Source organism: Desulfovibrio porci, from assembly GCF_009696265.1.
Lineage (GTDB): Bacteria > Desulfobacterota > Desulfovibrionia > Desulfovibrionales > Desulfovibrionaceae > Desulfovibrio > Desulfovibrio porci.
In genome coordinates, this window is the sequence record NZ_VUMH01000014.1 from 24,721 (window position 1) to 48,599 (window position 23,879).

At 64.7% G+C, this 23,879-nt stretch carries 21 protein-coding genes; 12 read left to right on the forward strand and 9 right to left on the reverse strand.

The features are described 5' to 3' along the window. Window positions 1–4 precede the first annotated feature (4 nt). Window positions 5–1,051 carry a DHH family phosphoesterase gene (locus tag FYJ44_RS12195; RefSeq protein ID WP_154512538.1) on the forward strand — a complete coding sequence of 349 codons (1,047 nt, stop codon included), beginning with the start codon at window positions 5–7 and terminating at the stop codon, window positions 1,049–1,051. 15 nt (window positions 1,052–1,066) lie between these two features. Next, on the forward strand, window positions 1,067–1,822 hold the full coding sequence (locus tag FYJ44_RS12200; RefSeq protein WP_154512540.1) for a class I SAM-dependent methyltransferase: 756 nt from the start codon (window positions 1,067–1,069) through the stop codon (window positions 1,820–1,822). Between the two features lie 12 nt (window positions 1,823–1,834). Here FYJ44_RS12200 and FYJ44_RS12205 read toward each other — a convergent pair whose 3' ends face one another. The 3 genes from FYJ44_RS12205 to cuyA all read right to left on the reverse strand — a co-directional run bounded on the left by FYJ44_RS12205 (window position 1,835) and on the right by cuyA (window position 5,129). After that, a complete protein-coding gene (locus tag FYJ44_RS12205) occupies window positions 1,835–2,494 on the reverse strand; it encodes a GntR family transcriptional regulator (RefSeq protein WP_154512542.1) in 660 nt (219 codons plus the stop codon). Window positions 2,495–2,624: 130 nt separating this feature from the next. Beyond that, complete coding sequence (locus FYJ44_RS12210) at window positions 2,625–4,025, reverse strand: Na+/H+ antiporter NhaC family protein (protein WP_154512544.1); 1,401 nt, start codon at window positions 4,023–4,025, stop codon at window positions 2,625–2,627. A 96-nt stretch (window positions 4,026–4,121) separates the two neighbouring features. Continuing rightward, the gene (gene cuyA / locus FYJ44_RS12215) at window positions 4,122–5,129 is read right to left on the reverse strand and encodes a D-cysteate sulfo-lyase (protein ID WP_154512546.1); all 1,008 of its coding nucleotides are present in this window, start codon (window positions 5,127–5,129) and stop codon (window positions 4,122–4,124) included. Window positions 5,130–5,678: 549 nt separating this feature from the next. Between cuyA and FYJ44_RS12220 the strand changes: the two genes are divergently transcribed. Genes FYJ44_RS12220 through FYJ44_RS12240 form a run of 5 tightly spaced genes read left to right on the forward strand, consistent with a single transcriptional unit; the run spans window position 5,679 to window position 10,940 of the window. Beyond that, the gene (locus FYJ44_RS12220) at window positions 5,679–6,476 is read left to right on the forward strand and encodes a 2-amino-3,7-dideoxy-D-threo-hept-6-ulosonate synthase (RefSeq protein ID WP_154512548.1); all 798 of its coding nucleotides are present in this window, start codon (window positions 5,679–5,681) and stop codon (window positions 6,474–6,476) included. Window positions 6,477–6,481: 5 nt separating this feature from the next. Further along, entirely contained in the window at window positions 6,482–7,465 is a 984-nt protein-coding gene (locus FYJ44_RS12225; RefSeq protein WP_154512550.1) for a 3-dehydroquinate synthase II family protein, read from the forward strand. A 4-nt stretch (window positions 7,466–7,469) separates the two neighbouring features. Then, window positions 7,470–8,708 (forward strand): prephenate dehydratase, encoded by a 1,239-nt coding sequence (gene pheA, locus FYJ44_RS12230; protein WP_154512552.1) that lies wholly within the window; start codon window positions 7,470–7,472, stop codon window positions 8,706–8,708. Window positions 8,709–8,712: 4 nt separating this feature from the next. Further along, window positions 8,713–10,149 (forward strand): 3-phosphoshikimate 1-carboxyvinyltransferase, encoded by a 1,437-nt coding sequence (locus FYJ44_RS12235; protein ID WP_154512554.1) that lies wholly within the window; start codon window positions 8,713–8,715, stop codon window positions 10,147–10,149. Next, window positions 10,146–10,940: a prephenate dehydrogenase/arogenate dehydrogenase family protein gene (locus tag FYJ44_RS12240; protein WP_154512556.1), complete on the forward strand. Its 795-nt coding sequence runs from the start codon at window positions 10,146–10,148 to the stop codon at window positions 10,938–10,940. The genes FYJ44_RS12235 and FYJ44_RS12240 overlap by 4 nt, the downstream gene beginning before the upstream one ends. 6 nt (window positions 10,941–10,946) lie before the next feature. On the opposite strand, the gene FYJ44_RS12245 is transcribed toward FYJ44_RS12240, so the two are convergent. Continuing rightward, window positions 10,947–11,738, reverse strand: a complete 792-nt coding sequence (locus tag FYJ44_RS12245; RefSeq protein WP_154512558.1) for a hypothetical protein — start codon at window positions 11,736–11,738, stop codon at window positions 10,947–10,949. A gap of 232 nt (window positions 11,739–11,970) precedes the next feature. Beyond that, the gene (locus FYJ44_RS12250; RefSeq protein WP_288230913.1) at window positions 11,971–13,227 is read right to left on the reverse strand and encodes an MFS transporter; all 1,257 of its coding nucleotides are present in this window, start codon (window positions 13,225–13,227) and stop codon (window positions 11,971–11,973) included. Window positions 13,228–13,444: 217 nt separating this feature from the next. On the opposite strand from FYJ44_RS12250, the gene flhB reads away from it, so the two are divergent. The 3 genes from flhB (at window position 13,445) to FYJ44_RS12265 (ending at window position 17,540) form a co-directional block, all read left to right on the forward strand. After that, window positions 13,445–14,524, forward strand: a complete 1,080-nt coding sequence (gene flhB, locus FYJ44_RS12255) for a flagellar biosynthesis protein FlhB (protein WP_154512560.1) — start codon at window positions 13,445–13,447, stop codon at window positions 14,522–14,524. Between the two features lie 53 nt (window positions 14,525–14,577). After that, window positions 14,578–16,686 carry a flagellar biosynthesis protein FlhA gene (flhA, locus tag FYJ44_RS12260; RefSeq protein ID WP_154512562.1) on the forward strand — a complete coding sequence of 703 codons (2,109 nt, stop codon included), beginning with the start codon at window positions 14,578–14,580 and terminating at the stop codon, window positions 16,684–16,686. A 131-nt stretch (window positions 16,687–16,817) separates the two neighbouring features. Beyond that, complete coding sequence (locus FYJ44_RS12265) at window positions 16,818–17,540, forward strand: tellurite resistance TerB family protein (RefSeq protein WP_154512564.1); 723 nt, start codon at window positions 16,818–16,820, stop codon at window positions 17,538–17,540. Window positions 17,541–17,820: 280 nt separating this feature from the next. Here the strand turns inward: FYJ44_RS12265 and FYJ44_RS12270 are convergent, their stop codons facing one another. Genes FYJ44_RS12270 through mtnA form a run of 3 tightly spaced genes read right to left on the reverse strand, consistent with a single transcriptional unit; the run spans window position 17,821 to window position 21,210 of the window. Beyond that, complete coding sequence (locus FYJ44_RS12270; protein WP_154512566.1) at window positions 17,821–18,240, reverse strand: C-GCAxxG-C-C family protein; 420 nt, start codon at window positions 18,238–18,240, stop codon at window positions 17,821–17,823. A 7-nt stretch (window positions 18,241–18,247) separates the two neighbouring features. Next, window positions 18,248–20,167 carry a TIGR04326 family surface carbohydrate biosynthesis protein gene (locus FYJ44_RS12275; protein WP_154512568.1) on the reverse strand — a complete coding sequence of 640 codons (1,920 nt, stop codon included), beginning with the start codon at window positions 20,165–20,167 and terminating at the stop codon, window positions 18,248–18,250. Then, complete coding sequence (gene mtnA / locus FYJ44_RS12280; RefSeq protein ID WP_154512570.1) at window positions 20,167–21,210, reverse strand: S-methyl-5-thioribose-1-phosphate isomerase; 1,044 nt, start codon at window positions 21,208–21,210, stop codon at window positions 20,167–20,169. The genes FYJ44_RS12275 and mtnA overlap by 1 nt, the downstream gene beginning before the upstream one ends. A 147-nt stretch (window positions 21,211–21,357) precedes the next feature. Between mtnA and FYJ44_RS12285 the strand changes: the two genes are divergently transcribed. After that, window positions 21,358–21,918, forward strand: coding sequence for a hypothetical protein (locus tag FYJ44_RS12285; protein ID WP_154512572.1), 561 nt, complete (start codon window positions 21,358–21,360; stop codon window positions 21,916–21,918). Window positions 21,919–21,990: 72 nt separating this feature from the next. Here the strand turns inward: FYJ44_RS12285 and FYJ44_RS12290 are convergent, their stop codons facing one another. Continuing rightward, the gene (locus FYJ44_RS12290; RefSeq protein WP_229772691.1) at window positions 21,991–22,278 is read right to left on the reverse strand and encodes a flagellar motor protein MotB; all 288 of its coding nucleotides are present in this window, start codon (window positions 22,276–22,278) and stop codon (window positions 21,991–21,993) included. A gap of 540 nt (window positions 22,279–22,818) precedes the next feature. On the opposite strand from FYJ44_RS12290, the gene FYJ44_RS12295 reads away from it, so the two are divergent. Beyond that, window positions 22,819–23,868 carry a flagellar biosynthesis protein FlhF gene (locus FYJ44_RS12295; protein WP_154512574.1) on the forward strand — a complete coding sequence of 350 codons (1,050 nt, stop codon included), beginning with the start codon at window positions 22,819–22,821 and terminating at the stop codon, window positions 23,866–23,868. The last annotated feature ends 11 nt before the right edge of the window (window positions 23,869–23,879 follow it).

Genomic DNA, 23,879 nt, shown 5'->3' on the forward strand with positions numbered 1-23,879 from the left:
GGCCATGCCGGCCAATGCCGAATATATCGCCGGTTTCAAGCAATGGCGGCAGAATCTGGACAAGGACGACCGCTGGTGCGTTATGATCAACGCCGACCCGGACGCCCTGGCCTCGGCCATGGCGCTCAAACGGCTCATGCTGCACAAGGTGCACAGCGTGGACATCATGCGCATCAACGAAGTGACCCGGCCGGACAATCTGGCCATGATCCGTTACCTGCGCATCCCGGCCAAGCCCTGGCAGCCGGAAAAGGCGGGACAGTTCAACCGCTTCGGCATGGTGGACTCCCAGCCGGCGCACAACAAGGCCTTCGCGGGCCTGTCCTATGACCTGATCATCGACCACCACCCGCTGACGGACCTCACGGGCGCGGTCGGCCCCGCGATTTTCTGCGACATCCGGCCCGGCGTCGGGGCCACCAGCACCATGATGACCCGCTTTCTCCAGGCCCTGCGCGTGCGCCCCAGCCCGCGCCTGGCCACGGCCCTGCTCTACGGCATCCGCACGGATACGGCGGCCTTTGAGCGCTCCGGCGGCGAGGACGACCTGCGCGCCTACCAGTGGCTCTCCCATCATGCGGACACCGGCCTGCTGCGCCGGATCATCCGCAGCGAATATCTGCGCGCCTGGCTGCCGCTCTTTTCGCGCGCCTTCCGCACGCTCACCGATTGCCGGGGCGGCGGCGCCCACGCCACGCTCAACGAGATCAACAGCGCGGACCTGCTGGTGGCCATAGCCGACTTTTTCACCAGAGTGCACGGCCTGAAATGGATCGCGGTCAGCGGCATTGTGGACAAAACCGTGATCGTGATCTTCCGGGGCGACGGCGGGCGGGACATCGGCCGTCTGGCCGACGCCTGCTTTTACGACGTGGGCACCGCCGGAGGGCACCGCAATCTGGGCCGGGCGGAATTTCCGCTTTCCGCCGTGCCCGAGGGCGTCAAACCCGCCGATTTCGTACAGCAACGCCTGCAGACCCGCAAGCTGCGTCCCAAGCCCCAGCCCCCGGCTCCGGCCCCGGAACCGGCCCAGTTCGCCGCCAAAGCCTGACCGCGCGGGGAAATCATGGATTGGAACGCCGCTCTTTACCGCAAAAGCCACGGTTTTGTGGCCGAATACGGCAAAAATCTGCTGGCCTGCGTCCCGGAAGACGCGGCCCAGTGTATTCTGGATTTCGGCTGCGGCACCGGCGAGCTGACCGCCGCCCTGGCCGGGAAAGCGGGGCAGGTGGTCGGCGTGGACCAGTCCGCCGCCATGATCCGGGCGGCGCGCGAAACGTATCCCGGTCCGGAATACCATGTTCTGGATGCGGCCGGACTGGCCGCCCAAGGCTGGACGGCCCGTTTCGATCTGGTCTTTTCCAATGCGGTCTTTCACTGGATTCAGGATCAGGAAACGCTGCTGCGCGCCCTGCATGCGGTTCTGAAGCCGGACGGCCTGCTGGTCTGCGAATTCGGCGCCCAGGGCAATGTGGCGGCCGTGTGCGCGGCCTTTGCCTCGGCACTGGCGACGCGCGGCCGGACCCGCGCCGACCCTTTCTATTTCCCCACTCCGGCGGCATACCGCCAAAAGCTGGAAACAGCGGGCTTCCAAGTCCGGTACATTGAGGACTACGACCGCCCCACGCCCCTGTCCGGCGGCGAAAACGGCCTCGCCCTCTGGCTGGAACAGTTTTTCGCCGAGGATCTGGCCGGTTTTGAACACACGGAGCAAATGAACATCTTTCGCGAGGTGGTGTGCGCCTTGCGGCCGCGCCTCTGGGACGGAGAGCGGTGGATCGCCGATTACCGGCGGCTCCGGCTGCTGGCCGTCAGAAACTGAACGGCCGGGGATTCACTCCTCCCGACGGCCACAGACCAGGCCCAGGCGGCGGCCGGATTCGGCGTAATGTTCCAGCAGGGTCTGCTGGATATGCCGAGCGTCGCGCCCGCGCACGGCGTCGTAAATGACTTCGTGCCGCTGATAGAATTCACGCGGCGAAAAAAGCGTGTCCCAGCACTTGTAGTAGAGGAATTTGGAGATGTGCGCGCAGGAATTGCGCGCGATGCCCGCCATCAGACGGTTGCGGCAGGGAGCCAGCAGGGCGTCGTGAAAGGCCTCGTCAATCTGGCTCAGCGCGGCCAGACCGGCGGCTTCGCGGCTCTGGCGCTCCATTTCGGCCAGAATTTCCGCTACCCCGGCCAAAGCCTTGTCGTCCCAGCGCTCCAGGGACTGAACAATGCAGGCCCCCTCCAGCGTGCCGCCCAGACAGTAGCTGTCCTCAATTTCCTGCACCGTAAGATGGCGGATGAACTTGGCCTTCTGCGGCAGGCCCGTGACCAGGCCCTGTTGCAGCAGGCTTTGCAGGGCTTCACGCACCGGTCCCCGGCTGATGCCGAGGTGTTCGGCGATCTCGGTTTCGCGGATGGGGTCGCCGGGCGTGAGCGTGCCGTCCAGCAGGCGTCCTTTGATGTAGGCAATGGCCTGGGCGCTGTATGTCTTGACCTGAGACAAGGGGGAGACTCCTCTCTTTTTTGTCCCTTGAGGTAGACTCAGGTCACGATAATGTCAACATTCCAGAAATGAATGCGGACGGTCCGGCCCCGGAAGAGGGAGAAGTCCGGAGGCCGGGCCGTCCGTGTTTTCAGGCTGTTTCTCCGCTCTCGCCGGGTTCGGCGAAGCGGCGGTTCCAGCCGGTCAGGACCGAGAAGAGCAGCACCGCCAGCAGCGCCCAGGAATAGGGATTGTACAGGGCCGCGCTGATGGGCGGCGCGGCGATGCCGTAGTTCTCGGCCGCGCTGTAGAGCGCACCGTACCAGGCGGCCACAGCGATATGCCAGGGCAGAATGAAGAAGACCGTGCACACCGCGCAGTCCATAAGGTTGGCGCGCCGGGCCGCAGCCAGGCGGAATTTCTCGCCCATGGGCCGCACCAGGCTGGGCCCCACCAGCAGTTCCGCCGGAGCGTTGGCCGAGATGGGGATGGACGCCAGAATGGTCACGCCCACAATGAAGAGCTCGGCCTGGCGCACGGTGGCCACCACGCTTTTCTGGGCGAATTCTAGAATCTTGCCCATAATGCCGCATTCCACAAGTATCTGGGTCACGGCCAGAATCAGGATGGCGAAGATAATGGCCCCCACCACGCCGTCGATGCCGGACTGAATGATGCCCGTGGAGCCCCCGGCCTTGGCCGGGATGCCGAAGATGTCGGCGGGCTTGAGCGTGCCGGTGCAGAAGCCCACCAGGGCCGCCGTCACGTTGCCGTAAATCAGGGCCTCAATGATATGCCTGCCGCAGAGAGCCGCCGTCACGACCACCACCAGGGCCAGCAGCATAAACACGCCAGAAGGATTCAGATTGGCCTGGATGGCGGGCAGCACGCGCACCTCCCCGCCGCCGCCCAGAAAAAGAAAGGCGGCGCCCGCGATGGCGGCTGCGCTTATGGCCAGCGGGAAGCGGCTGCGCACCACCTCGCGCATGCTCGCGCCCTGGGTGTAGGCCGAGACGATGGTCGTGTCCGACACCGGGGCAAGGTTGTCCCCGAAGGCCGCGCCGGACAGAATGGCCAGGCCGAGCATGGCCGGGTCCGCCCCCAGAAAATATCCCGCCGGATAGAGCACCGGCGTCAGGGCGATGCAGGTGCCCGTACTGGTTCCCGTGCCCAGCGCGAAGAGCATGGCCGCCAGAAAGACCAGCAGGGTGAAGACAGCGCCCTGCGCCCCGGTGGTCATGCCCAGCCACAGCAGACCGTTGACCAGCCCGCCGGCGGCCATGAGCTTGCCGAAAACCCCGGCGAACAGCCAGGCCGTGACGATGACGATACCCGTCTTGTCCCCGATGCCGCGCATGGCGGCCTTACAGTATTCCGCTTTGTCCCGGGCGAAGAAGAGCCCGATGGTCAGGGCCAGCCAGGCGCAGGCCCAGAAGGGTTTGGTGCCGCCGCGCTCGGCCACGGAGAGCCAGATCAGACCGATAACCAGAACGCCCAGGGGCACGAGCCCGCCCAGCATGCCGCCATACATCCGCAATATTTTTTCCTGCATGGTCCTTTTCCTTTTGTTTTTCCCGGTCAGGCCGGAAAACTGCGGGAGATGCGCCGCGCGCCCGGTTCCGCAAGGAGCCGGGCGCGCGGCCGGGGATTATGACGCCTGCCGGAAGGAATCCAGATAGGCATAGAGGGCCGGGGAACCGCCGGTGTGCAGGAAGAGCAGGTTCGCGCCCTTTTTGAAATGGTCCTTGCGCACCAGGTCTATCAGGCCGGACATGGCCTTGCCCGAATACACCGGGTCCAAGAGAATGCTTTCGGTGCGGGCCAGCAGTTTGACCGCCTCCACCATGGCGTCGGTGGGCAGGGAATAGCCGGGGCCCACGTAATCGTCATAGGCCAGCACGGCCTCACGCGGAATATCCATGGCCACGCCCATATACTCGGCGGTTTTGCGCATCAGACTGTAAACCGCCTCTTCCTGCACGGGCTTTTTGCGGTTCACGCCGATGCCCGTGACCGGAATGTCCATATGGCAGCCCAGCAGACCCAGCAGAAAGCCCGCATGGGTTCCCGCGCTGCCGCTGGGTACAATGATGTGGTCGAAATTGAGCCCTTGCGCGAACATCTGCTGCATGAGCTCCTGCGCGCACTGCACATAGCCCAGCGCGCCCACTGGATTGGAGGCTCCGCCGGGCACGATGTACGGCTTGCGGCCCTCCCGCCGCAGCATCTCGGCCTTTTTTTCCATCTCGGCGGCCATGTCGCTGCCGCCGGGCACCACGCTGATGGAGCTCACCCCGAGCAGCTGATACAGGAAGTTATTGCCCGAAGCCTCCGGCTTGTAGCTGCCGGGCACGCGCTCCTCAAGCACCAGGTGGCATTCCAGGCCTTCCTTGACCGCCCAGGAAAGCGTCAGGCGGCAATGGTTGGACTGCACGGCCCCGCAGGTGATGATGGTGTCCGCTCCCTGGGCCAGGGCGTCGGCAATGGAGAAGTCCAGCTTGCGGGTCTTGTTGCCGCCGCCCGCGCCGGGCAGCAGGTCGTCCCGTTTGATCCAGATGTTGACCTTGTTGTCCAGGGCCTTGCTGAAGGCGGGCAGAAATTCCAGCGGCGTGGCTTCCTGCACATAGCCGCGACGGGGAAAACAGGCAAGATTCATGGCGACTCCTTTGATGGATTTGGCCGGATATAAGGAAAGCGGCCCGTTAATTTGTTATATGTTGAATGTTGACATTATGTTGTGATTCACTTGTGACAAATAGCTCAAAAGCTGTCAATAAAAAAATCCCGATTTTTCCGGCAACCCGGCTCCCGGAAGGTCGCCCGGACCCGTGGAAAAGACGGCCGCGCCTTTTCCCGGCAAAGCGGACCGGAATCTTTGCGGCGAACTTTTTTCCGCAAGCCTCGCGCGGTGAAAAAATTCCCGTACTTTTTTATTGACATCCGCCGGGCCTGGGGCTACTCACATTCCAACACGGAGTAATAACGTCATGTCCCAGTTTGTTCCCGCCACCGCTTCCTCGTACGCCGCCGGCTTCAGCTGGTATTTTTTTGCGTACTTTACCGAAGCCTGTGGTCGGGAACTTCGCTGACGTCCGTTGTCCGCAAGTTCAAGGGCCGCAGGCAAACCGCCGGCGGCCCTTTTTTATTTCGGCCGCATGCGGGTTGTCTGCAAAAAAGCTGACACGCAACAAGAAAGGAGTTCCCCATGTACCTCGGCAAAAAAGTCCGTCTGGAGCGCATCATCAATCGTGAAAACGGCCGCACCATCATCGTGCCCATGGACCACGGCGTCACCCTCGGCGCTGTGGAGGGTCTGGTGGACATGCGCGAAACCGTCAACGACATGGCCGAGGGCGGCGCGGACGCGGTGCTCATGCACAAGGGCCTGGTGCGTTGCTCCCACCGCAACGCGGGCAAGGACGTGGGCCTTATCGTCCATCTTTCCGCCTCCACGGCCCTCTCGCCCTGCGGCAACACCAAAACCCTGGTGGGCACGGTGGAAGAAGGCATCAAACACGGCGCGGACTGCGTTTCCGTGCACATCAACCTGGGCGATCCCAACGAACGCCTGATGCTCACCGACCTGGGCCGGGTGGCCGAAGCCTGCGACAACTGGCACATGCCCCTGCTGGCCATGGTCTACGCGCGCGGCCCGCAGGTGAAGAACGGCTACGACCCCGCCGTGGTGGCCCATTGCGCCCGCGTGGGCGTGGAACTGGGCGCGGACATCGTCAAGGTGCCCTACACCGGCGACATTGAAAGCTTCTCCGACGTGGTGTCGGCCTGCTGCGTGCCCGTGGTCATTGCCGGCGGCGAGCGCATGGAGTCCACCCGCCAGATTCTGGAAATGGTCTACGACTCCCTCAAGGCGGGCGGCGCGGGCATTTCCGTGGGCCGCAACGTCTTCCAGCACCCCAACCGCGTCGCTCTGGTCAAGGCCCTGCGCGCCATCGTGCACGAAGACGCTTCCGTGGATCAGGCCATGCTGATCGTGGGAGAATAAGGCGTATGTCCCGCATCTATTTCCGTTGCGTCCCCTTTGACAAGGGGCAGGTCACCTTGGCTCTGGAATCCGGCGTGGACGGCGTGATCGTGCCGCGTGCGCGGGTGGAGCAGGTGGCCGGACTCTCGCGCTGTCCGGTCTGGGCCGACGAGGACGTGGCCGTGGCGGCGCTCACGGCCAAGGCCGACGAGGAAGCCGTGCTGGCCCGCCTCAAGAACGGTGAACGGGTGGCGCTGGCGCGCGGCTGGGAGGTCATCCCGGTGGAGAACCTGCTGGCCCAGAGTGACGCTGTGCTGGCCGAGGCCGGAAATCTGGACGAAGCCCGCCTGGCCGCCGGAATTCTGGAGCGCGGCGTGGACGGCATCGTGGTCCTGCCTGAAGCCGTGGGCGAACTCAAGGCCATCGTGGCCCAGTGCAAGCTCTCCCAGGGCCGTGAGCATCTGCTCCCCGGCGTGATCACCCGCGTGGAGCCCGTGGGCCTGGGGCACCGGGTCTGCGCGGACACCCTCTCCCTGCTGCGCAGGGGCCAGGGCATGCTGGTGGGCAATTCCAGCGCCTTCACCTTCCTGGTCCACGCCGAAACCGAACACAATGAATACGTGGCCGCGCGGCCCTTCCGGGTCAACGCCGGGGCCGTGCACGCCTACACGCGCCTGCCCCACGACAAGACCACCTATCTGGGCGAACTGCGCGCCGGGCAGGAGGTGCTCATCGTGGGCGCGGACGGCGAAACCGGCGTGGCCACTCTGGGCCGGGTCAAGATCGAAGTGCGGCCCATGCTGCTGATCGAGGCCCAAGTGGACTGCGAAGACGGCCCCAAAACGGGCACGGTCTTCCTCCAGAACGCCGAAACCATCCGGCTTACGGGTCCGGACGGCACGCCGCTGAGCGTGGTGGGCCTCAAGCCCGGCGATACGGTGCTCTGCCGCATCGACGAGGCGGGCCGCCATTTCGGCATGCGCGTGCGCGAAGAAATCCGGGAGGTCTAGGAGCATGGACGACGCCAGGGCACACTGGCCCCAGGGCCGGGACAGACAGGACGGCCCGGATACGGGGAACGGCGCGGACGGCTCACAGCGTCTGGCCGCCATCCGCAAGGAAATCGACACGGTGGATCAGGAACTGCTCCGCCTCTTCAACCGCCGCGCGGAGCTGAGCGTGGAAGTGGGCCGGATCAAGGCCACGGAACCGGGCATCATCTTCAAGCCCATGCGTGAGCGCGAAGTGCTGGACGGCCTGGCCGCCAAAAATCCCGGTCCCCTGCCGGAAGAGCATCTCAGGGCCATCTGGCGCGAGATATTCTCCTCCTCGCGCGCCCTGCAACGGCCGCAGAATGTGGCCTATCTCGGGCCGGAAGGCACCTTCTCCTACTTCGCGGGCGTGGAGTATCTCGGCCATGCGGCCAGCTTCCACCCCTGCGGAGACATCGCCCAGATTTTCGAAGAGGTCTGTTCCGGCCAGTGCGAACTGGGCGTGGTGCCTCTGGAAAATTCCCTCCAAGGCACGGTGGGCGTGAGTTTCGATCTCTTTCTCAAGCACGAGGTCTTTATTCAGGCCGAGCTCTTTTCGCGCATTTCGCACTGCCTGCTGAGCAACGCCCCGACTCTGGCCGCCGTGCGCACGGTTTACTCCCACCCGCAGCCCCTGGCCCAATGCGGCGGCTGGCTGCGCGCGCATCTGCCGGGAGCGGCCCTGATTCCCGTAGAGTCCACGGCGGCGGCGGCCCAACGCGCCGCCAACCAGCCGGATGCGGCGGCCATCGGCCACGGCAAGCTGGCCGACATGCTCGGCCTGGGCGTGCTGGCCCGGCGCATTGAGGATGAACCCGGCAACTGGACGCGCTTTGTGATCATCGGCCCCAAATCGGCCCAGGTCCCCCAGGGCGCTGAGCCCCGGCCCACGCCCGGCGGGTGCAACGGCGCGGACAAGACATCCCTGCTCTTCACCCTGCCGGACAAAGCCGGTTCCCTTTCCACGGTGCTGGACCTGCTGGCCGGGCACGAGATCAACATGCGCAAGCTGGAATCCCGCCCCCTGCGCGGCCAGTGCTGGAAATACGTCTTCTTCGCGGACGTGGAAAGCGATCTGGAAGACCCGCGCCACGCGGCCCTGCTGGAACGCCTGCGCAACGCCTGCACCAGTTTCCGCATCCTGGGCAGCTATCCCACCGGCCCGCAGCTGGACCGCATGAGCCTCAGCGGGGACGACGCCTCCGACGAACAAGGGATCTAAGACCATGCTTCAGAACACAGAACACACTTCGGTCGTTACGGTCACAGCCCCGGCTTCCAAATCCCTGTCCCACCGCTACCTCATCGGCGCGGCCCTGGCCGGAGGCGCATCCACGGTGCGCCACACCCTGGAAAGCGCGGACCTGGAATGCACCAGAACCATCCTCGCGGGCGCGGGCGCGCGCCTGGAACCGCTCGAAGCCTCCGGCGACGGGGCGGACAGCGGCAGCGGCGGCTGGCGGGTCCACGGCCTCGGCGGCGCGCCGCGCGGCGGACAGGAGGGACGGCCCCTGTCCTGCGACGTGCGCGAGTCCGGCACCACCTGCCGCCTGCTCACGGCCGTGCTGGCCGCCGGGGAGGGGCTGTTCCGCATCCACGGCGCGCAACGCATGCACGAGCGCCCCATCGGCGAGCTCACCGACGCCCTGACCGCGCTGGGCGCGGGCGTGGTCTTTGAAGGCACGCCCGGCTGTCCGCCCCTGCTGCTCCAGGCCCACGGCCTGAATCCGGCTCTGGCCGGAGAAGGCGGCGTGCTCCGGCTGGGTATGGACGTTTCCAGCCAGTATTTTTCCGGCCTGCTGCTGGCCGCGCCGCTCTGCCCCGCGCCGCTCCGCCTGGAGCTGGCCGGGCGCAAGGCCGTGTCCTGGCCCTATGTGGGCCTGACCCTGCAATGCCTCACGGACTTCGGCATCAGCTTCAGCGTGGAGACGCGCAAGAATGAGGAAGCCCCCTGGCAGGCCCTGCCGGAAGGGGCCTGGCGCGGCCTGGACGAAGCCCGCCCCAGCTGCCTGCGCGTCCGGGTGCAGCCCGGCGCATACCGGAGCGGCGACTATACTGTGGAAGGCGACTGGTCCGGCGCGTCCTATTTTCTGGCCGCCGGGGCGCTGGGCCGTCGGCCTGTGCGCGTGGAAGGCCTGCGGGCCGACTCCCTCCAAGGGGACCGGGCCATGCTGGACATTCTCCGCAAAATGGGCGCGCGTCTGGAGGTTGAAACCGAAGCCGTCACGGCGTACCCCTCGGCCCTGCACGGCGTGGCCCTGGACATGGGCTCCTGCCCGGACCTGGTGCCCACGGTGGCGGTGCTGGCCGCCTTTGCCCAGGGTTCTACCCGCATCAGCAACGTGGCCCATCTGCGCGTCAAGGAATCGGACCGGATCAGCGCCCCGGCCGAAGAACTGGCCAAAACCGGCGTCACCGTGGACCAGCTTTCGGACGGCATGCTGGTCAGCGGCCTGGCCGGACGCGGCTGCGGCAGACAGAACGCGCCGCGCCTGCCCGAGGGACTGAACCTCTGCGCGCACAACGACCACCGCATGGCCATGTCCCTGGCCCTGCTGGCCCTGCAGGAACCCGGCCTGCGCATGGAAACCCGACTGGACGATCCGACGGTGGTGCGCAAATCCTTTCCGCAATTCTGGAATGTCTGGAGCCGATTGCAATGAGCGCCGCCCAAACCCGCCCCCGCACGCCCGCCAAAACCGCGCTGATCGGCGCGGGCGGGCGCATGGGGGCCATGCTTTGCGCCAGAGCGGCCGCCGTCGGCCTGACGGTGGCCGGAGCGGACCAGCCCCTGGCCCCGGAAACGCTGGCCGCGGCCTGCGCCGATGCCGACCTGGCCCTGATCTGCGTGCCCGCCGCCGTGTTTGAAGAGGTGGTGCGGCTGGTGGAACCGCATCTGCCGCCCACGGCGGTGCTGGCCGACATCACTTCCGTCAAGGAGCGGCCGCTGCGCCAGATGGAAAAACTCTGGCCCGGCCCGGTGGTGGGCACCCACCCCCTGTTCGGCCCCAGGCCCGACCCGGAGGCGGACCAGCCGGTGGCCGTTGTCCCCGGCCACAACGCCACGGAAGGGCATCTGGCCATGGCCGAGGGCTTTTTCAGCGCCCTGGGCTGCCGCACTTTCCGCACCACGGCGGAAAAGCACGACCAGGCCATGGCCCGCATTCAGAACATGAACTTCATCACCAATCTGGCCTACTTCGCCCTGCTGGCCGGGCAGGAGGACCTGCTGCCCTTTCTCACGCCCTCGTTCCGCCGCCGCCAAAACGCGGCGCGCAAAATGCTCACCGAGGACGCCCGGCTCTTCTCCGGCCTGTTCGAGGCCAATCCCCACAGCCACGAAGCCGTGCGCCAGTACCGCCAGATGCTCAACCTGGCCGCCGCCGGCGATATCGACCTGCTCTGCCGCCGCGCCCAGTGGTGGTGGGAGGACGGCGCGGGCGGCGGAAGCTGAGCCGCGTCAGCGGAAAAAGGCCATGCTCGCCGCGTCCAGCGGCAACTCCAGAAGCCGCCGCCGGGGCTCTTCCCAGGAAGAGTTGTCGTACAACCGCAACATCTCCCCATCCGGTTCCACCACCAGGGTGAATTTCTGCCCCCGCAAGGTAATGGCCGTGCCCTTTCCTTTTTCCGTCCATTGCTCCTTGACTTCCCTGATTTGCATGGGGGCATCGTTGCCGTATTCAATCAGGCGCGGGTCCAGAGCGGTCAGCGTGCGGGCTCGCGGGTCATGCCGCAAAAGGGGAACGCCGTCCACGCCCCTGATGATCTCACAACGCGACAAGGCGAAGGGCGCGGCGCGCACGGCCGCATCCAGCGCGGCGTCCAGGCCGGGCATCCGCATATAGAAAGGTGAGGTGCTGCCTCCGGAACGCATGATATAGGCGGATTCCTCGGATTCGACGATAAAGGCCTGCTCCCTGCCCTCGGGCGTCCCCGGCAGGGCGAAACGCAGGCGGGGGCGCCCGTTCTCGCTTGTAAGGCCGTGCCGGACTATGACGCTCGTATAGCGGGTATGCAGGCGCAATGGCCCGGAGGCCGTCACAAGGCCCGAAACGTCGGCGACAAGCTTGCCGACCGCCACCACGTTTTCACCTCTTCCGGGCGCGTCGCCCGGCGTATAGCGCCTGCAGTCCACAGCTTCTTGACTCAATGGCAGACACCACCACGCGCCCACGGACAACATTTCTTCCGCTCCGCCCGGTGCGGGGAGAAGCAGAAAGCACACAAGACACAGGCCCGTCAAACCGCGCATAGATCTTCCTTTTTGTTTGAAACAACATTGATACGTTGGAGATCCGCCCATTCGCCCTCCAGGAAGTTTTGAAGCTGGAGGGTTCCCGCCAAGAGCCGTATGAGGACGTGAAAATTTGTACCGACGGCTATGCCGCCGGTTTTCTGGAGAGAACATACGTTGTTGCGGTTTCCGGGTCCAGCCGGGGCGTTCCGGCACGTTACATTTCCGGAAAACGGCGGACCGGCGCGTCTTATCGCGGCCGCGCCGCTTCCGTCGCGTGTGCCGCCGCATGCCTGCGCACGGCGCTTTCCACGGCCCCGCTCTCGCGCAGCAGCAGCATCAGGCCCAGCGAGGCCAGCAGGCTCACGCCGAAGATCACGTCCGAGGCGGCATAACTGCCGGTCAGGTCGTGTGAAAGCCCCATGATGGGAAAACCCGCGCTACGCAGAATGATGAAAATGGAAATGAACTTGTAGGACGGCAGAAAATTGCCGCCGCCGAAGTAATAGGAGACCACGGCGGGCAGAATGGCCCACAGGCCGCCGATGCAGCCGCCGAAACTCAGGCTGAAGGCGGTCATGGTCCAGATGCCGGAAGGCAGAAAGCCCAGAGCCAGGCTTGCCGCGCTGCAGAGCATGACCAGGCGCGCGGCGAAAAGCGGAGTAAAACGGTCGCAGACCCAGCCCCAGGCATATTTGGCCAGAGCCGCCAGAAAGGCCGAGGCGCAGGCCAGCAGCATGGCCGGGTAGGCCTCCAGACCCAGATCCGCGAAGCGCGGTTTCATCTGGCTCATAACCGCGGAAGCGACCATGAGCGCCAGGCCGAAGGCCAGTCCCAGAAGCCAAGCTTGGGGCGAACGCAGCAAGTGGGAAAAGGAGACGTCCGCCGGGGGCAGCGAGGAACGCCTTGGCTCGTGCCGCCGCCCGTCGGGATGCAGCCCCATGGCCTGGGGCGTGTCCCGCCCCAGAAACCAGGCCAGGGGAGCCAGGGCGCAGGTCGCCAGGCCCAAGGCCAGATAGGCTGTACTCACGTCAAAATAGCGGATCAGCACCAGGCTCACAAAGGGCAGGATCGCGCCTGAAAGCGAAGTGCCCGCGTTGGCCAGGCCGAAGGCCCGGCCCCGGTAGTGATAAAACCAGTTGCTGACCAGGGCGTTGCCCACCACGCCGCCGCAGATCTGGGTGGAAATCCAGGCCACGATGGAAAGCAGGGTGAACAGCCGGATGTCCCCGGTCATGCCCATCAGGGCTATGGAGACGCCGCCCGCCAGCGCCCCCAGGGCCGTAAGGCGGCGCAGGGAGCAGCGGGTGGAAACAGCGGCGGCCAGCGGCATGGCGAACTGCCCCATGAGCGAGGCTATGCCCATGCTGATGTTGATTCCCGCCCGGCTCCAGCCGTGGGCCGCGCACAGAGGTTCCATAAAGGCGTTCATGCAGTAGAGCACGCTGCCCTGGAGCATAAAATTGCCGCCCAGCGCGAGCAGGCTGATCTTCCATCCGTAAAACACTGTTTTTCCCCGTGCCGCGAACGGCGTAGCGGATCACTGCCGCGGGCGCGGCGTCTCAGCACTCCCCACAAACAAGTTCATTGCCCATCAGCACGCCGGTGACGCTGATGTCGGGGCACTTTCCCGCGTTCTATCTTGTCCGGCAGAGGCATGCTTTTTGCTATCTTACCGCTGATCGCCAAAATCGCAACAGCGGAAAACGCCGCGGGAAATCCCTATGTTCGGCAAGCAGCAAGACCCCAGCAGGACGGAAGAAGCCACCGCGAAACGCAAACAAAAACAGCGTGAGGAGGGCAACGTCCCCAAATCCCAGGAACTGGGCAAAGCCGTGAGCCTCACGGGCGGACTCATCGCCCTCCATCTCTGGCTGGGCCCCATGTCCGAGGGCATCAAAAACCTTTTCCGGCGCTTTCTGAGCCATTCCTGGGAGTTCGACCCCAATCCCCAGAATGTTTACAGCCTGAGCATCGAGCTGACGCTGGAACTTTGCCTGCTCATCCTGCCGATCTTGCTTTTTCTGGGTTTTCTGGCTTTTCTGGCCCAGCGCCTCCAGGTGGGCAAGCTCTGGACCACCAAGGTTTTCAAGTTCAAATGGCAACGCTTCAACATCCTCAAGGGCCTGAAGCAGATGATGTTTTCGCCCCAGACGGCCCTGCGCACCATCAAAAGCCTGCTCTTTTCCATCATCCTTTCTCTGATCCCCGGATATCTCATCTATCAGGAATATCAGAATTTTCTTCCCATGTACTACGCCACGCCCGAAGGCGTGGCCGCCTACATGCTGCAGATGGGCCTCAAGCTGGCCTACTATGCCCTGCTGCCCATTCTGGCCATTGCGGCTTTTGACGTCTGGCAGTCGCGCTATGCCTACAAGGAAGGCATGAAGATGACCAAGGACGAAGTGAAGGACGAACGCAAACAGGCCGAGGGCGATCCGGTCATCAAGGCCAAGCAGAAACAGAAGATGATGGAAGTGGTCATGAAGCGCATGATGCAGGACGTGCCCAAGGCCGACGTGGTGGTGACCAACCCCACCCATATCGCCGTGGCCCTGCGCTACAACGCGCAGGAAGCCTCGGCCCCGGTGGTGCTGGCCAAGGGCGCGGATCACCTGGCCGAAAAAATCAAGGCCGTGGCTCGCGAACACAACGTGCCCATCCGCGAAAACGTGCCCTTGGCACGCGCTTTGTATAAGGCTGTGGAAGTGGGCGACATGATTCCTGAAGAGCTGTACAAGGCCGTGGCCACATTGCTGGCCAGCATCTGGAAGCTCAAGCCCAAAGCGCGGCAGAATTAGACTTTTCTCCCCCGGGCGGCCCCGCCCGCAGCACAGAATGAGGTGTCAGAAAAATGGCGACAACCGGACTTCCGCAAATGGACTACAGCCGTTTCTCCAAACACGGCGAAATTATGCTGGCGGCGGGCGTGGTGGTGATCCTCTTCGTCATGCTGGTGCCTCTGCCCACCTTTTTTCTGGACATCATGCTCTGCGTGAGCATTTCCATCTCCCTGCTGGTGCTGGTCACCACCATGTTCATGACCTCGCCCCTGGAATTCACCATCTTTCCCTCCCTGCTGCTGGTGACCACCCTGCTGCGCCTGGCCCTGAACGTGGCCTCGACCCGCCTGATCCTGCTCAACGGCGACATGGGCGCCGAAGCCGCGGGCAGCGTGATCCGCTCGTTCGGCGAATTTGTGGTGGGCGGCAGCTACGTGGTGGGCGGCGTCATCTTCATGATCATGTTCATCCTAAACAAGAGCGTCATCACCGCGGGCACCACGCGCATCGCCGAAGTGGCCGCGCGCTTCACCCTGGACGCCATGCCCGGCAAGCAGATGGCCATTGAGGCCGACCTCAACGCCGGACTCATCGACGAGGAAGAAGCCAACGAGCGCCGCCATGCCCTGCGCAAGGAGGCCGACTTCTACGGCGCCATGGACGGCGCGTGCAAGTTCGTCTCCGGCGACGTGAACGCCGGCATGATGATCACCATGGTCAACCTGATCGGCGGCATCATCATCGGCGTTGTCCAGAAAGACATGGACTGGAACACCGCCCTGACCACCTATTCCCTGCTGACCATCGGCGACGGTCTGGTGTCCACCATTCCGTCCATCATCGTTTCCACGGGCACGGGCCTGCTGGTGTCGCGCGCGGCCTCGGAAGCCAAGATGGGCGAGGAATTCCTGGCCCAGCTCACCTTCAACAGCCACGCCCTGAAGATGGTCTCCGCCGTGCTGCTGATCTTCGCCCTGGTGCCCGGCCTGCCCGCTGTTCCGTTCCTGGTGCTCTCCATCCTGCTCTTCCTGGTGTCGCGCCTGAGCGCCAAGAACGAGGAAGAGGACGAAAAGGGCGGCAAGAAGAACGCCAAGGGCAAGAACGCGGGCAAGTCCCCGGCCACGGCGGACACCCCCGAGGAAGTGCAGGCCCTGCTGCCCCTGGACACCCTGGAACTGGAAGTGGGCTACGGCCTGATCCCCCTGGTGGACGAGGAACAGAGCGGCAACCTGCTGGCGCGCATCCGCTCCATCCGGCGGCAGTTCGCCCTGGATATGGGCGTGGTCATCCCCTCCCTGCACCTGCGCGACAACCTGCAACTGAAGCCCGGCCAGTATTCCCTGCTGATCAAGGGCAATCAGGTGGCCTCGGCGGAAATTCTGGTGGACCACTTCCTGGCCATGGACCCCGGCAACGTGACCACCAGAATCAACGGCATCGAAACCCGCGAGCCCGCCTTCAACCTGCCGGCCCTCTGGATTCCGGACAGCCAGCGCGAGGAGGCCATGCTGGCCGGTTATACGGTGGTGGATCCGGCCACGGTCATCGCCACCCATCTGACGGAAGTGTTCAAGCGCCATCTGGCGGACTTCCTGGACCGTCAGGCCGTCCAGGGCCTGCTGGACACCGTGGCCAAGCACTCACCCAAGGCCGTGGAGGATCTGGTGCCCGGCACCGTCTCGCTGGGCGGCGTGCAGAAGGTGCTGCAGCTTCTGGTGCGCGAAAACGTCAGCATCCGCGACATGCTGACCATTGTGGAAACTTTGGGCGACTTTGGCGGCAGCGTCAAAAATCCGGACATGCTGGCCGAATACGTGCGCGAGAAACTTTCCCGCTCCATTGTGCGGCCCTATCTGGACAGTCAGGGCGTGCTGCCCGTGCTGACTCTCAACGGCAACGCCGAGCGCATGGTGCAGGAGGGCATTCGCCAGACCGACAACGGTGCCACCTTCCTCTCGCTCAACCCGGCGGCGGCCCAGCGCCTGATGCAGAACATCAACGCCGCCGTGGAAAACGCCGTGAACACCGACGGCCAGCCCGTGATCCTGGCCAGCCCCATAGTGCGGCCGCATCTGGCGCAGCTGATCACCCGCTTCCTGCCCACGGTGCCCGTGATTTCCCAGGCGGAAATTCCCTCGGATATCCGCCTCCAGGCCGTGGGCACGGTGGGCGCGGAATAAAAGCCCCGCAACGTCAACCCCCATACGACCCGTCCGTCCGCGCAAAGCAGATGGGCGGGTCGAGGCGCTCCGGACCTTGCCAAGCATGTCGCGCTGCCTATATCTTATAATAAATCCCCTATGAGGAGCTTATGAAGAATATTCTCGACGCATTGAACGGTAGCGGCGGCCTTAAAGCCGGACTCGGCAGCGTGGGCGACACGCTCAAAAATACCCTGCAAAATGCCGGAGCGGCCAGCCCGGGCGGCATCGGCGGCCTGCTGGGCTCGGCGGCCCTGGGCGGCCTGCTGGGCGCGCTGTTCACGGGCAAAAGCGCAAAAAAAATCGCCAAGGGCGCTCTCATGGCCGGCGGCACGGCGGCTGCCGGCGCTCTGGCCTGGAGCTTCTACAAAAAATGGGCTCAGGTCAGGCAGGACGGTATGGCGGCGTCTCCGTCAACCGCCCCGGCGGCGGAGTCCGCTCCGCAAGCGCAGGCCGCCCTGCCCCCGGCCGAGGAAACGGCGCTGCTTCTTCTGGAAGCCATGGTCTTTGCGGCTCGAGCCGACGGGCACATTGACGAGGAAGAAAAAGCCCGCATCCAGGACACGGCGGCCTCGCTTTTTCCCGGCCAGAGCCTGTCCCGGTTGCTGGACGGACTCATGGACAGCCCCATTGATCCGGCGGCTCTGGCGGCCCGCGTGCGCGATCCCGAAGAGGGGCGCGATCTCTACCGCCTTTCCTGCGCGGTGGTCAATGTGGACAACTTCATGGAGCGCAGCTACTTGGACGGCCTGGGCCAGGCGCTGGGCATCGACGCGCAGGAACGGGCTCAACTGGAAAAGGAAACGGAAGCCGCCGTGCGCAACGCCGGTTGAGCGCCAAGACGCAGACACAAAGATAAAGCCACCCGGGGCAGTACCGCGGGTGGCTTTATCTTTAGAGCGAATTAACTTTAAGATTATACATGACCGGGACACGATGTTCTAACCCATAAGCGTCGCGGCGCCTTCAGCCGTTCGAGCGAGGGAGTTACGGATGAAGAGAGCAGAGATGAGTCTGCTGTCTTGCTCGACTTCGTGAGCAACTTAAAGTTAAATTGCTCTAGAACAGATTTGCTTTGAAATATTATCATTTCAAAGAGGGGCGGCTGCCGGATCAGCGCAAATCAGTCACAAAGGCGTGTAACAAGCGCACTGCCTCCACGGTCAGGTTTTCGCAGAGGTGCGGGGGATCGCTTTTCTGAAAACCGCCGGGACGCAGCGTCTGGCAGTCCACGCCGCCGAAACGCTGCCGGAAGGCGGCGGCATAGCGGCCGCAGAGGGAGCAGATTTCCTTGTCCGTCCTGCCGAGGGACGCGGCGCGAATCCCGAGAAAGAGCAGCCCGCCTTCCAGCAGACCGCACTGGCAGCCCATGCGCCCGGCTCCGTTCAGGCCGATAGCCGCGTGGTCCAGTTGCGGGTCCAGCGGCTGGTTGAACAGCCTGCTCATGCAGTACAGCGTGGTGCGCGCGCAGTTGATGTCCCTGTCCCAGTAACAGCTATGCACCAGTTCGGCGATTTCCCGCTGTGCGTCCATAACGGCCTCACAATCCCAGCAAACGCCGCCAGCGCGGCAGGGCCGGGTCCAGATCCAGATAGTCGGGCGGCAGATTGAGCGGGGCGGCCGTGGCCAGAGCCAGACGCACGTCTTCCAGGTTGCCGGTGCGCGGCAGTTCCGGCACGTCCTGCAAGGGACAGAGGTCAAAATCGTCGCTGGGCAGCATGACCATGACCGGCAGGCCTTTGAGCGCCGCCTCCAGGGCCGCTGTGGTGGAATTGGAGGCCCAGACCAGCACGCCGGGCCGCAGTTCCCCGGCAATGGGCCCGTCCGCCAAGCGGACGCCGGTCATGCGGCGGCCCAGAAGAGCGCGCAGGCGGTCGGCCACCGGCAGATAGGGGTGGGGTTTGACCGTCAGTTCCCAGCCCTCCAGCAGCCCGGCATGCACGGCGCGCGCCAGCAGGGCCAGATGGGCCTCGGTTTCGTCACTGAAAAAGCTGGTCAGGACCAGCAGGCGTTTGGCGGCCGTGGTGGCCGGACTTTCAGTCCGCGCCGGGTCGGCGGCCAGATAAAGGTAACGCAAGGCTTCCACTTCGCCCAAGCGTTCGGGCGGCATGCCCGCCTCCAGCCACTGGCGGCAGGCGGAGCGACCGTTGCCCCGCACGGCGTCAGGCTGGAAGAGCGCGCAATCCGGCGCGCTGAAGGTGCGCGGGTCGTCAAAATAGCGAAAATCCGTGGGGCGGATGGTGGAATGCTGCGCGCCGAACACCGGTCCGCCTTCCGGGCCGTGGGCCTCGTGCGCGGCCTGGGTCAGCATGCGCTCCCAGGGGCAGTTTTCCAGCGGGAAAAGCGTCCAGCGCTGCGGCCCGGCGCAACGCGCGTACCGCCGGAAAGCCCGGTCCTGCAGGCAACGCTCCAGGCCGCGCCAGCCCCGGAAGGATTCGGCCCAGTCGGCTTTGGCGTAGTCCCAGAAATTGAGCCGGGAACCGGCAAAATGAAAGGCCGGGCGCACGTGTTTCTCCAGGCGCTGGCTGCTCCAACAGAGACGCAGATGCCGCCAAAGGGCCGCCCAGAGATCGCTATGGCGCAGGAATTCTTCCAGATAGTGGAAAGAAAGGCCGTCCCGGCCGTCCTCGCGGAAGCGGTCGCGCAACTTGCGGCACTGGGCGAAACTGAGCTGAGGAGCGGGAAAACGGATGAACAGCCAACGCACAAACTGCCCGCCCTCGCGTTGCGCCTGCCCGTCCAAGGCATCGTGCAGTTTCTCCCAGTAGCGGGAGCGGAAACGGCCCTCACCGGCGGCGTGCATGTCCACGTTGGGAAAATAGGTGGCAATGGTGGCGGCCTGCCGCCCTGTGGCGGGCGCGGGCAGGCTGTCCGCCCCCTTGCGGGCGCGGGGCAGCTTGCGTCGGACGGTCCACCACCAGTGCGCATAGCGGGCGGCGGCGCGCAGGGGCGCGGGGCAGGCGTCATACAGCCGCCGCAACGGGCTTTGCGCGCGCCTGAGGCGCAGCCCCGGCTCGTGGAATTCCACAAACAGACGGCCCGAAACGGCGCAAAAATCCGCCAGGGTGTGACGCAGGGCGCCGTCGCCGCCGCAGAGACGCAGGGCCGTGAAGCCCTGCTCGTCCATGAGGCGTTCCAGGGCGCGCAATTTGTAGATGGTGTAGAGGTTGGGCGTCATCTTGGGGTGGCGCTCGTAGAGCAGGGAGCACCACCACATAGACAGACTTGCTCCGGCCTTGAGTCTGGCCTGCATTTCCTTGCGGCCCACGGGCAGGCGGCCCAGATCATAGGCCCAGGCCATGTGCTCGGCGCGGATGGCGACGAGATCGGCATACAGGCGCTCGGGCAGGGAAATCCGGCCTTCCGGCACCTCCCAGGCGTTCCAGTGGGCGATGACCTGATCCGGTGAAGGAGCGCACGGCTCCCGGAACGGCTCCACCAGCAGGACAAGCTCCTTCATCAGAGGACCTCCGCCAGAGCGGCCTTGATGGCCGGGCCATAGGACGGCCGCAGCACGCCCGCCTCGGTGACGATGCCGCTGATCAATGCCGCCGGGGTCACGTCAAAAGCAAAATTGTACACCGGCACGTCCACGGGCGTCACGCGCCGCCCGCTGATATGGGTCACCTCCCCGGCGGGGCGCTCCTCAATGGGAATGGCCGCTCCGTCGGCGGTTTGCGGGTCGATGGTCGAAAGCGGCGCGGCCACATAGAAGGGAATGCCGAAATGCCGCGCCAGCAGGGCCACGCCGAAGGTGCCTATTTTGTTGGCCGCGTCGCCGTTGGCCGCGATGCGGTCCGCGCCCACCACCACGCGCTGGACAAGGCCTTTCTGCATCAGCAGGGCGCAGGCGTTGTCGCAGGCCACGCTGACCGGAATGCCGTCCCGTTGCAGTTCCCAGGCCGTGAGGCGCGCGCCCTGCAAAAAGGGCCGCGTTTCATCGGCAATGACCTGGATGCGCTTGCCCTGCTCCACCGCCGCGCGGATCACCCCCAGGGCCGTGCCGTAGCCCGCCGTGGCCAGAGCCCCGGCATTGCAGTGGGTGAGCACCGTGTCTCCGTCCTCCAGGCAGTCCGCGCCGAAACGTCCCAGAGTCTTGCAGGCGGCCACATCCTCGTCCTGCATGGCCTGGGCCTCGCGCAGAAAAAGCTCCAACAGGGCGGGACGGCTCAGCTCCCCGGCGGCGCGCCAGCGGGCGCGCAGACGATCCACGGCCCAGCGCAGATTGACGGCCGTGGGCCTGGCCCGCGCAATGTCCTCCAGCGCGGCGGTCAGGCGCTCTTGCCAGCCCTCGCTTTCATCGCCCGCGGCGGCGGCCAGGGCGCAGCCCCAGGCCGCGGTGACGCCGATGGCGGGCGCGCCGCGCACCACCATGGTTTGCAGGGCCGTAATCACCTCTCCGGGCGTGCGGCAGGCAAAATCCGCCTCTTCTTCGGGCAGCAGGCGCTGATCCAGCAGATGCAGCTCCAGAGCGTCGCGGTCAAAACGGATGTGCTCGTTCATGGCGTCTCCTCGCCTTCTGCCATACACGACAATGCGCCTGTTGGCAAAAAGCGCCGGACCGGGCCGCTGGACAGCGCCGCACGCCGGGCATAGAGTGCCCCTGCGTCGCGGCATTCCGCCCGCGCCGTTTACCACGCAGGAGGAAATATGCGTTACGCATGGACATTGCTGCTGGCCGGTTTCCTGAGCCTGAGTCTGGCGCTGTCGGGCGCGGCCCTGGCGGCTCCGAACGGTTTTACGGAGCACAAACTGCCGGGACTGACCATTGATCTGCCCTCTGACTGGCAGATCGCCCCCAAGGAAGCCCTGGCCCAGCTTCAAAAAAAGGCCGGAGACATGAAGATACTGTTGGCGGCCCAGAGTCCGGAAGTGCCGCAATTCGCCATCATGGAGCAGCCCATAGCCGGAATGGAGCAGGAAGCCTTTGTCAAGCTGGACGACGCCGGCGTTCAGGAAATCTGCGCGCAGGCCATCAGCGGCTTCAAGCAGGGCGGCGCCACGGAGGTGAACTGCTCGCGCCAGACCACGGCCAAGGGCGCGGCCATGGCCATCACCGCGCTGTTCCCGGCCAGGGGTCTGTGCAATGTGAGCTGGGGCTTCTACAAAGGCAAAAAAACTCTGGCAGTGAGCGCCATGCTGCGGCAGCGCGACACCAAGCTGCCCGCCAAGCTGGAAACCGCGCTGAAGAGCATCCGGCTCGGCAAGTAAGCAGTCTGCCGGAAACGGATTTTCAAAAGGCCGCGTCATCTGGTGCGGCCTTTTGCGTGGGGAGACCGGGCCTTAACCCTGGTTCCCGAAACGCGCCGCCTGCTCCTTGAGTACCCGGTCCAGAGCCAGAAGCAGACGCCGGACCGAAACCGGGTTCATCACAATGCGCCGGTCCAGGCCCACGGCCAGAAGCTGTTCGTCCGCACCGCCCGCCGCGTCGCGCCTGTTCAGGTTTTCGGGCAGGCTCAGGCCGCAGCAGAGCACGATTTCCCCGGCCGTGCAGCGGATCTGGAAGACATTGGCGGTTACGGATCGTGCCGCCCGTATATTGTTTGTTCCGACCGCATGATGGAAGCGCACATTGCTTTCCCCGGGCGGGACGGGTAAAGTCGGCTTGCAAAGCATGAACCTTTATCGCTCGTAATCTCTGGCCAGATTAAAATCGCAGGCAAGTTAACCGAAATATTGACCAGAAAGTAAGATTTGTCCCTATTTTTTCTGAAATTCTGTTTTTTAATCCCAAATTCCGGGCAGGTGAACGGGACGAACACCTGCCCAATACGGACGTAGCCCTGAAAATCCGTCAGCGGACCGGATTTTCAGTCGAAGGGCTGTTCTTTGGGCGCGGCCCCATGCGCGTGGGGACGACCTTTGCGTCGTCTCCGCAGGGAGGAACCCGCCGCCTGAACGGATGCGGTTCCGGCGCTGCCCAGATGCCGCGTTTAAAGCGAAGAACAACATTTCGGAGCCAAAAAGGGGAGCGTCTTCTCTCAGAGAGGGGTGTTTCCTTTTTGGCCCTTATTTTGCATTCTCTTTTTCGCCGTCAGACAAGCGACATGGCGGACGGCATGTACAGGCGACAACCGGCGGCGCATACGCCGCGAGGCAAAGGAACGGACCATGCAGGTAAAGACATTCACCGGCGCCACATCGCAAGAGGTTCTTGCCCGGGTCAAGGCTGAAATGGGGCCTGATGCCGTCATTCTGGGCAACCGCACCTACCGCAAAAACGGCGTGGTCCAGCATGAAATCACCGCCGGACTCGAGCGGCAGAGCCCCGGTGAGGCGGCCTCGGGCGCGCCCAGCGGCTGGGGCGAATGGCACAAGGAGTGGATGCAGATCAAGGATCAGCTTTTCGCTCTGATGAAGCCCGCCATCCAGCTGGAACGCCTCACCCCCCGGCAGCGCGTGGCTCTGGAATATTTGCAGCGTGAGGGCGTTTCCGACGCCGTGGCTGTGGATCTGTACAAGCGTCTGTTGGCCGAGCCCGGCGCGTCGGTGCTGGAATGCCTTTGCGGCATGGTGCCGGTCAAGGCCTGGGGCCCGGCGCAATGGGTCCAGCGCGTGCACCTGCTGGTGGGGCCCTTCGGCTTCGGCAAAACCACCACGGCGTTGCGCTTCGCCCTGTATCTGCGCAAAAGCGAGCCGGAGGCACGCATCGCCTTCATCAACGCCGATTGTCTGCGCGGCAACGGCCGCCTGACCCTGCGTCACTGGGCCGAGCTTTCCAATTTCACCTACCTGGAAGCGCCCGACAAGGCCGGTATGGAACATGCTCTGGCAGCCGTCAAAGACGCGCGCGCCGTGTTCGTGGACGTGCCGGGCCTGGCGCGCGGGCAGAATCTCGCCCAATGGCGGACGGAGATGGGGCTGGACCAGCCGGACATGGAAGAGGCCGCCACCCATCTGGTGCTTTCGCCCTTCTGCAATGCCCTCCAGACGCAGGAATTTTTACAGCGCTATCAGAGTGAAGGGCCGGGCAGTCTGGTCTGGACCAAACTGGACGAGGCCGTGAGTTTCGGCAGCATCGTCAACGTGGCCTGCGCGGCCGGGCTGCCGGTTTCGGCGCTGTCTTTCGGCGCAGAACTCAAGGAAAGCCTCGCCCCGGCCACGGAACCACTGATCTGGCGGCTGATCTTCAAACGTCAAATTCCCGGCCAGGCGGCCTGAACGCGCCAGGC

Bases quoted from the DNA above. Each gene is read 5' to 3' on its own strand.
- FYJ44_RS12270 (WP_154512566.1), bottom strand. From the start codon at position 18,240: ATGGACGCACAGCGGGAAATCGCCGAACTGGTGCATAGCTGTTACTGG.
- FYJ44_RS12225 (WP_154512550.1), top strand. From the start codon at position 6,482: ATGTCCCGCATCTATTTCCGTTGCGTCCCCTTTGACAAGGGGCAGGTC.
- FYJ44_RS12295 (WP_154512574.1), top strand. From the start codon at position 22,819: ATGCAGGTAAAGACATTCACCGGCGCCACATCGCAAGAGGTTCTTGCC.
- FYJ44_RS12200 (WP_154512540.1), top strand. From the start codon at position 1,067: ATGGATTGGAACGCCGCTCTTTACCGCAAAAGCCACGGTTTTGTGGCC.
- FYJ44_RS12210 (WP_154512544.1), bottom strand. From the start codon at position 4,025: ATGCAGGAAAAAATATTGCGGATGTATGGCGGCATGCTGGGCGGGCTC.
- pheA (WP_154512552.1), top strand. From the start codon at position 7,470: ATGGACGACGCCAGGGCACACTGGCCCCAGGGCCGGGACAGACAGGAC.
- mtnA (WP_154512570.1), bottom strand. From the start codon at position 21,210: ATGAACGAGCACATCCGTTTTGACCGCGACGCTCTGGAGCTGCATCTG.
- cuyA (WP_154512546.1), bottom strand. From the start codon at position 5,129: ATGAATCTTGCCTGTTTTCCCCGTCGCGGCTATGTGCAGGAAGCCACG.
- FYJ44_RS12220 (WP_154512548.1), top strand. From the start codon at position 5,679: ATGTACCTCGGCAAAAAAGTCCGTCTGGAGCGCATCATCAATCGTGAA.
- FYJ44_RS12275 (WP_154512568.1), bottom strand. From the start codon at position 20,167: ATGAAGGAGCTTGTCCTGCTGGTGGAGCCGTTCCGGGAGCCGTGCGCT.
- flhB (WP_154512560.1), top strand. From the start codon at position 13,445: ATGTTCGGCAAGCAGCAAGACCCCAGCAGGACGGAAGAAGCCACCGCG.
- flhA (WP_154512562.1), top strand. From the start codon at position 14,578: ATGGCGACAACCGGACTTCCGCAAATGGACTACAGCCGTTTCTCCAAA.
- FYJ44_RS12195 (WP_154512538.1), top strand. From the start codon at position 5: ATGCCGGCCAATGCCGAATATATCGCCGGTTTCAAGCAATGGCGGCAG.
- FYJ44_RS12285 (WP_154512572.1), top strand. From the start codon at position 21,358: ATGCGTTACGCATGGACATTGCTGCTGGCCGGTTTCCTGAGCCTGAGT.
- FYJ44_RS12265 (WP_154512564.1), top strand. From the start codon at position 16,818: ATGAAGAATATTCTCGACGCATTGAACGGTAGCGGCGGCCTTAAAGCC.
- FYJ44_RS12235 (WP_154512554.1), top strand. From the start codon at position 8,713: ATGCTTCAGAACACAGAACACACTTCGGTCGTTACGGTCACAGCCCCG.
- FYJ44_RS12245 (WP_154512558.1), bottom strand. From the start codon at position 11,738: ATGCGCGGTTTGACGGGCCTGTGTCTTGTGTGCTTTCTGCTTCTCCCC.
- FYJ44_RS12240 (WP_154512556.1), top strand. From the start codon at position 10,146: ATGAGCGCCGCCCAAACCCGCCCCCGCACGCCCGCCAAAACCGCGCTG.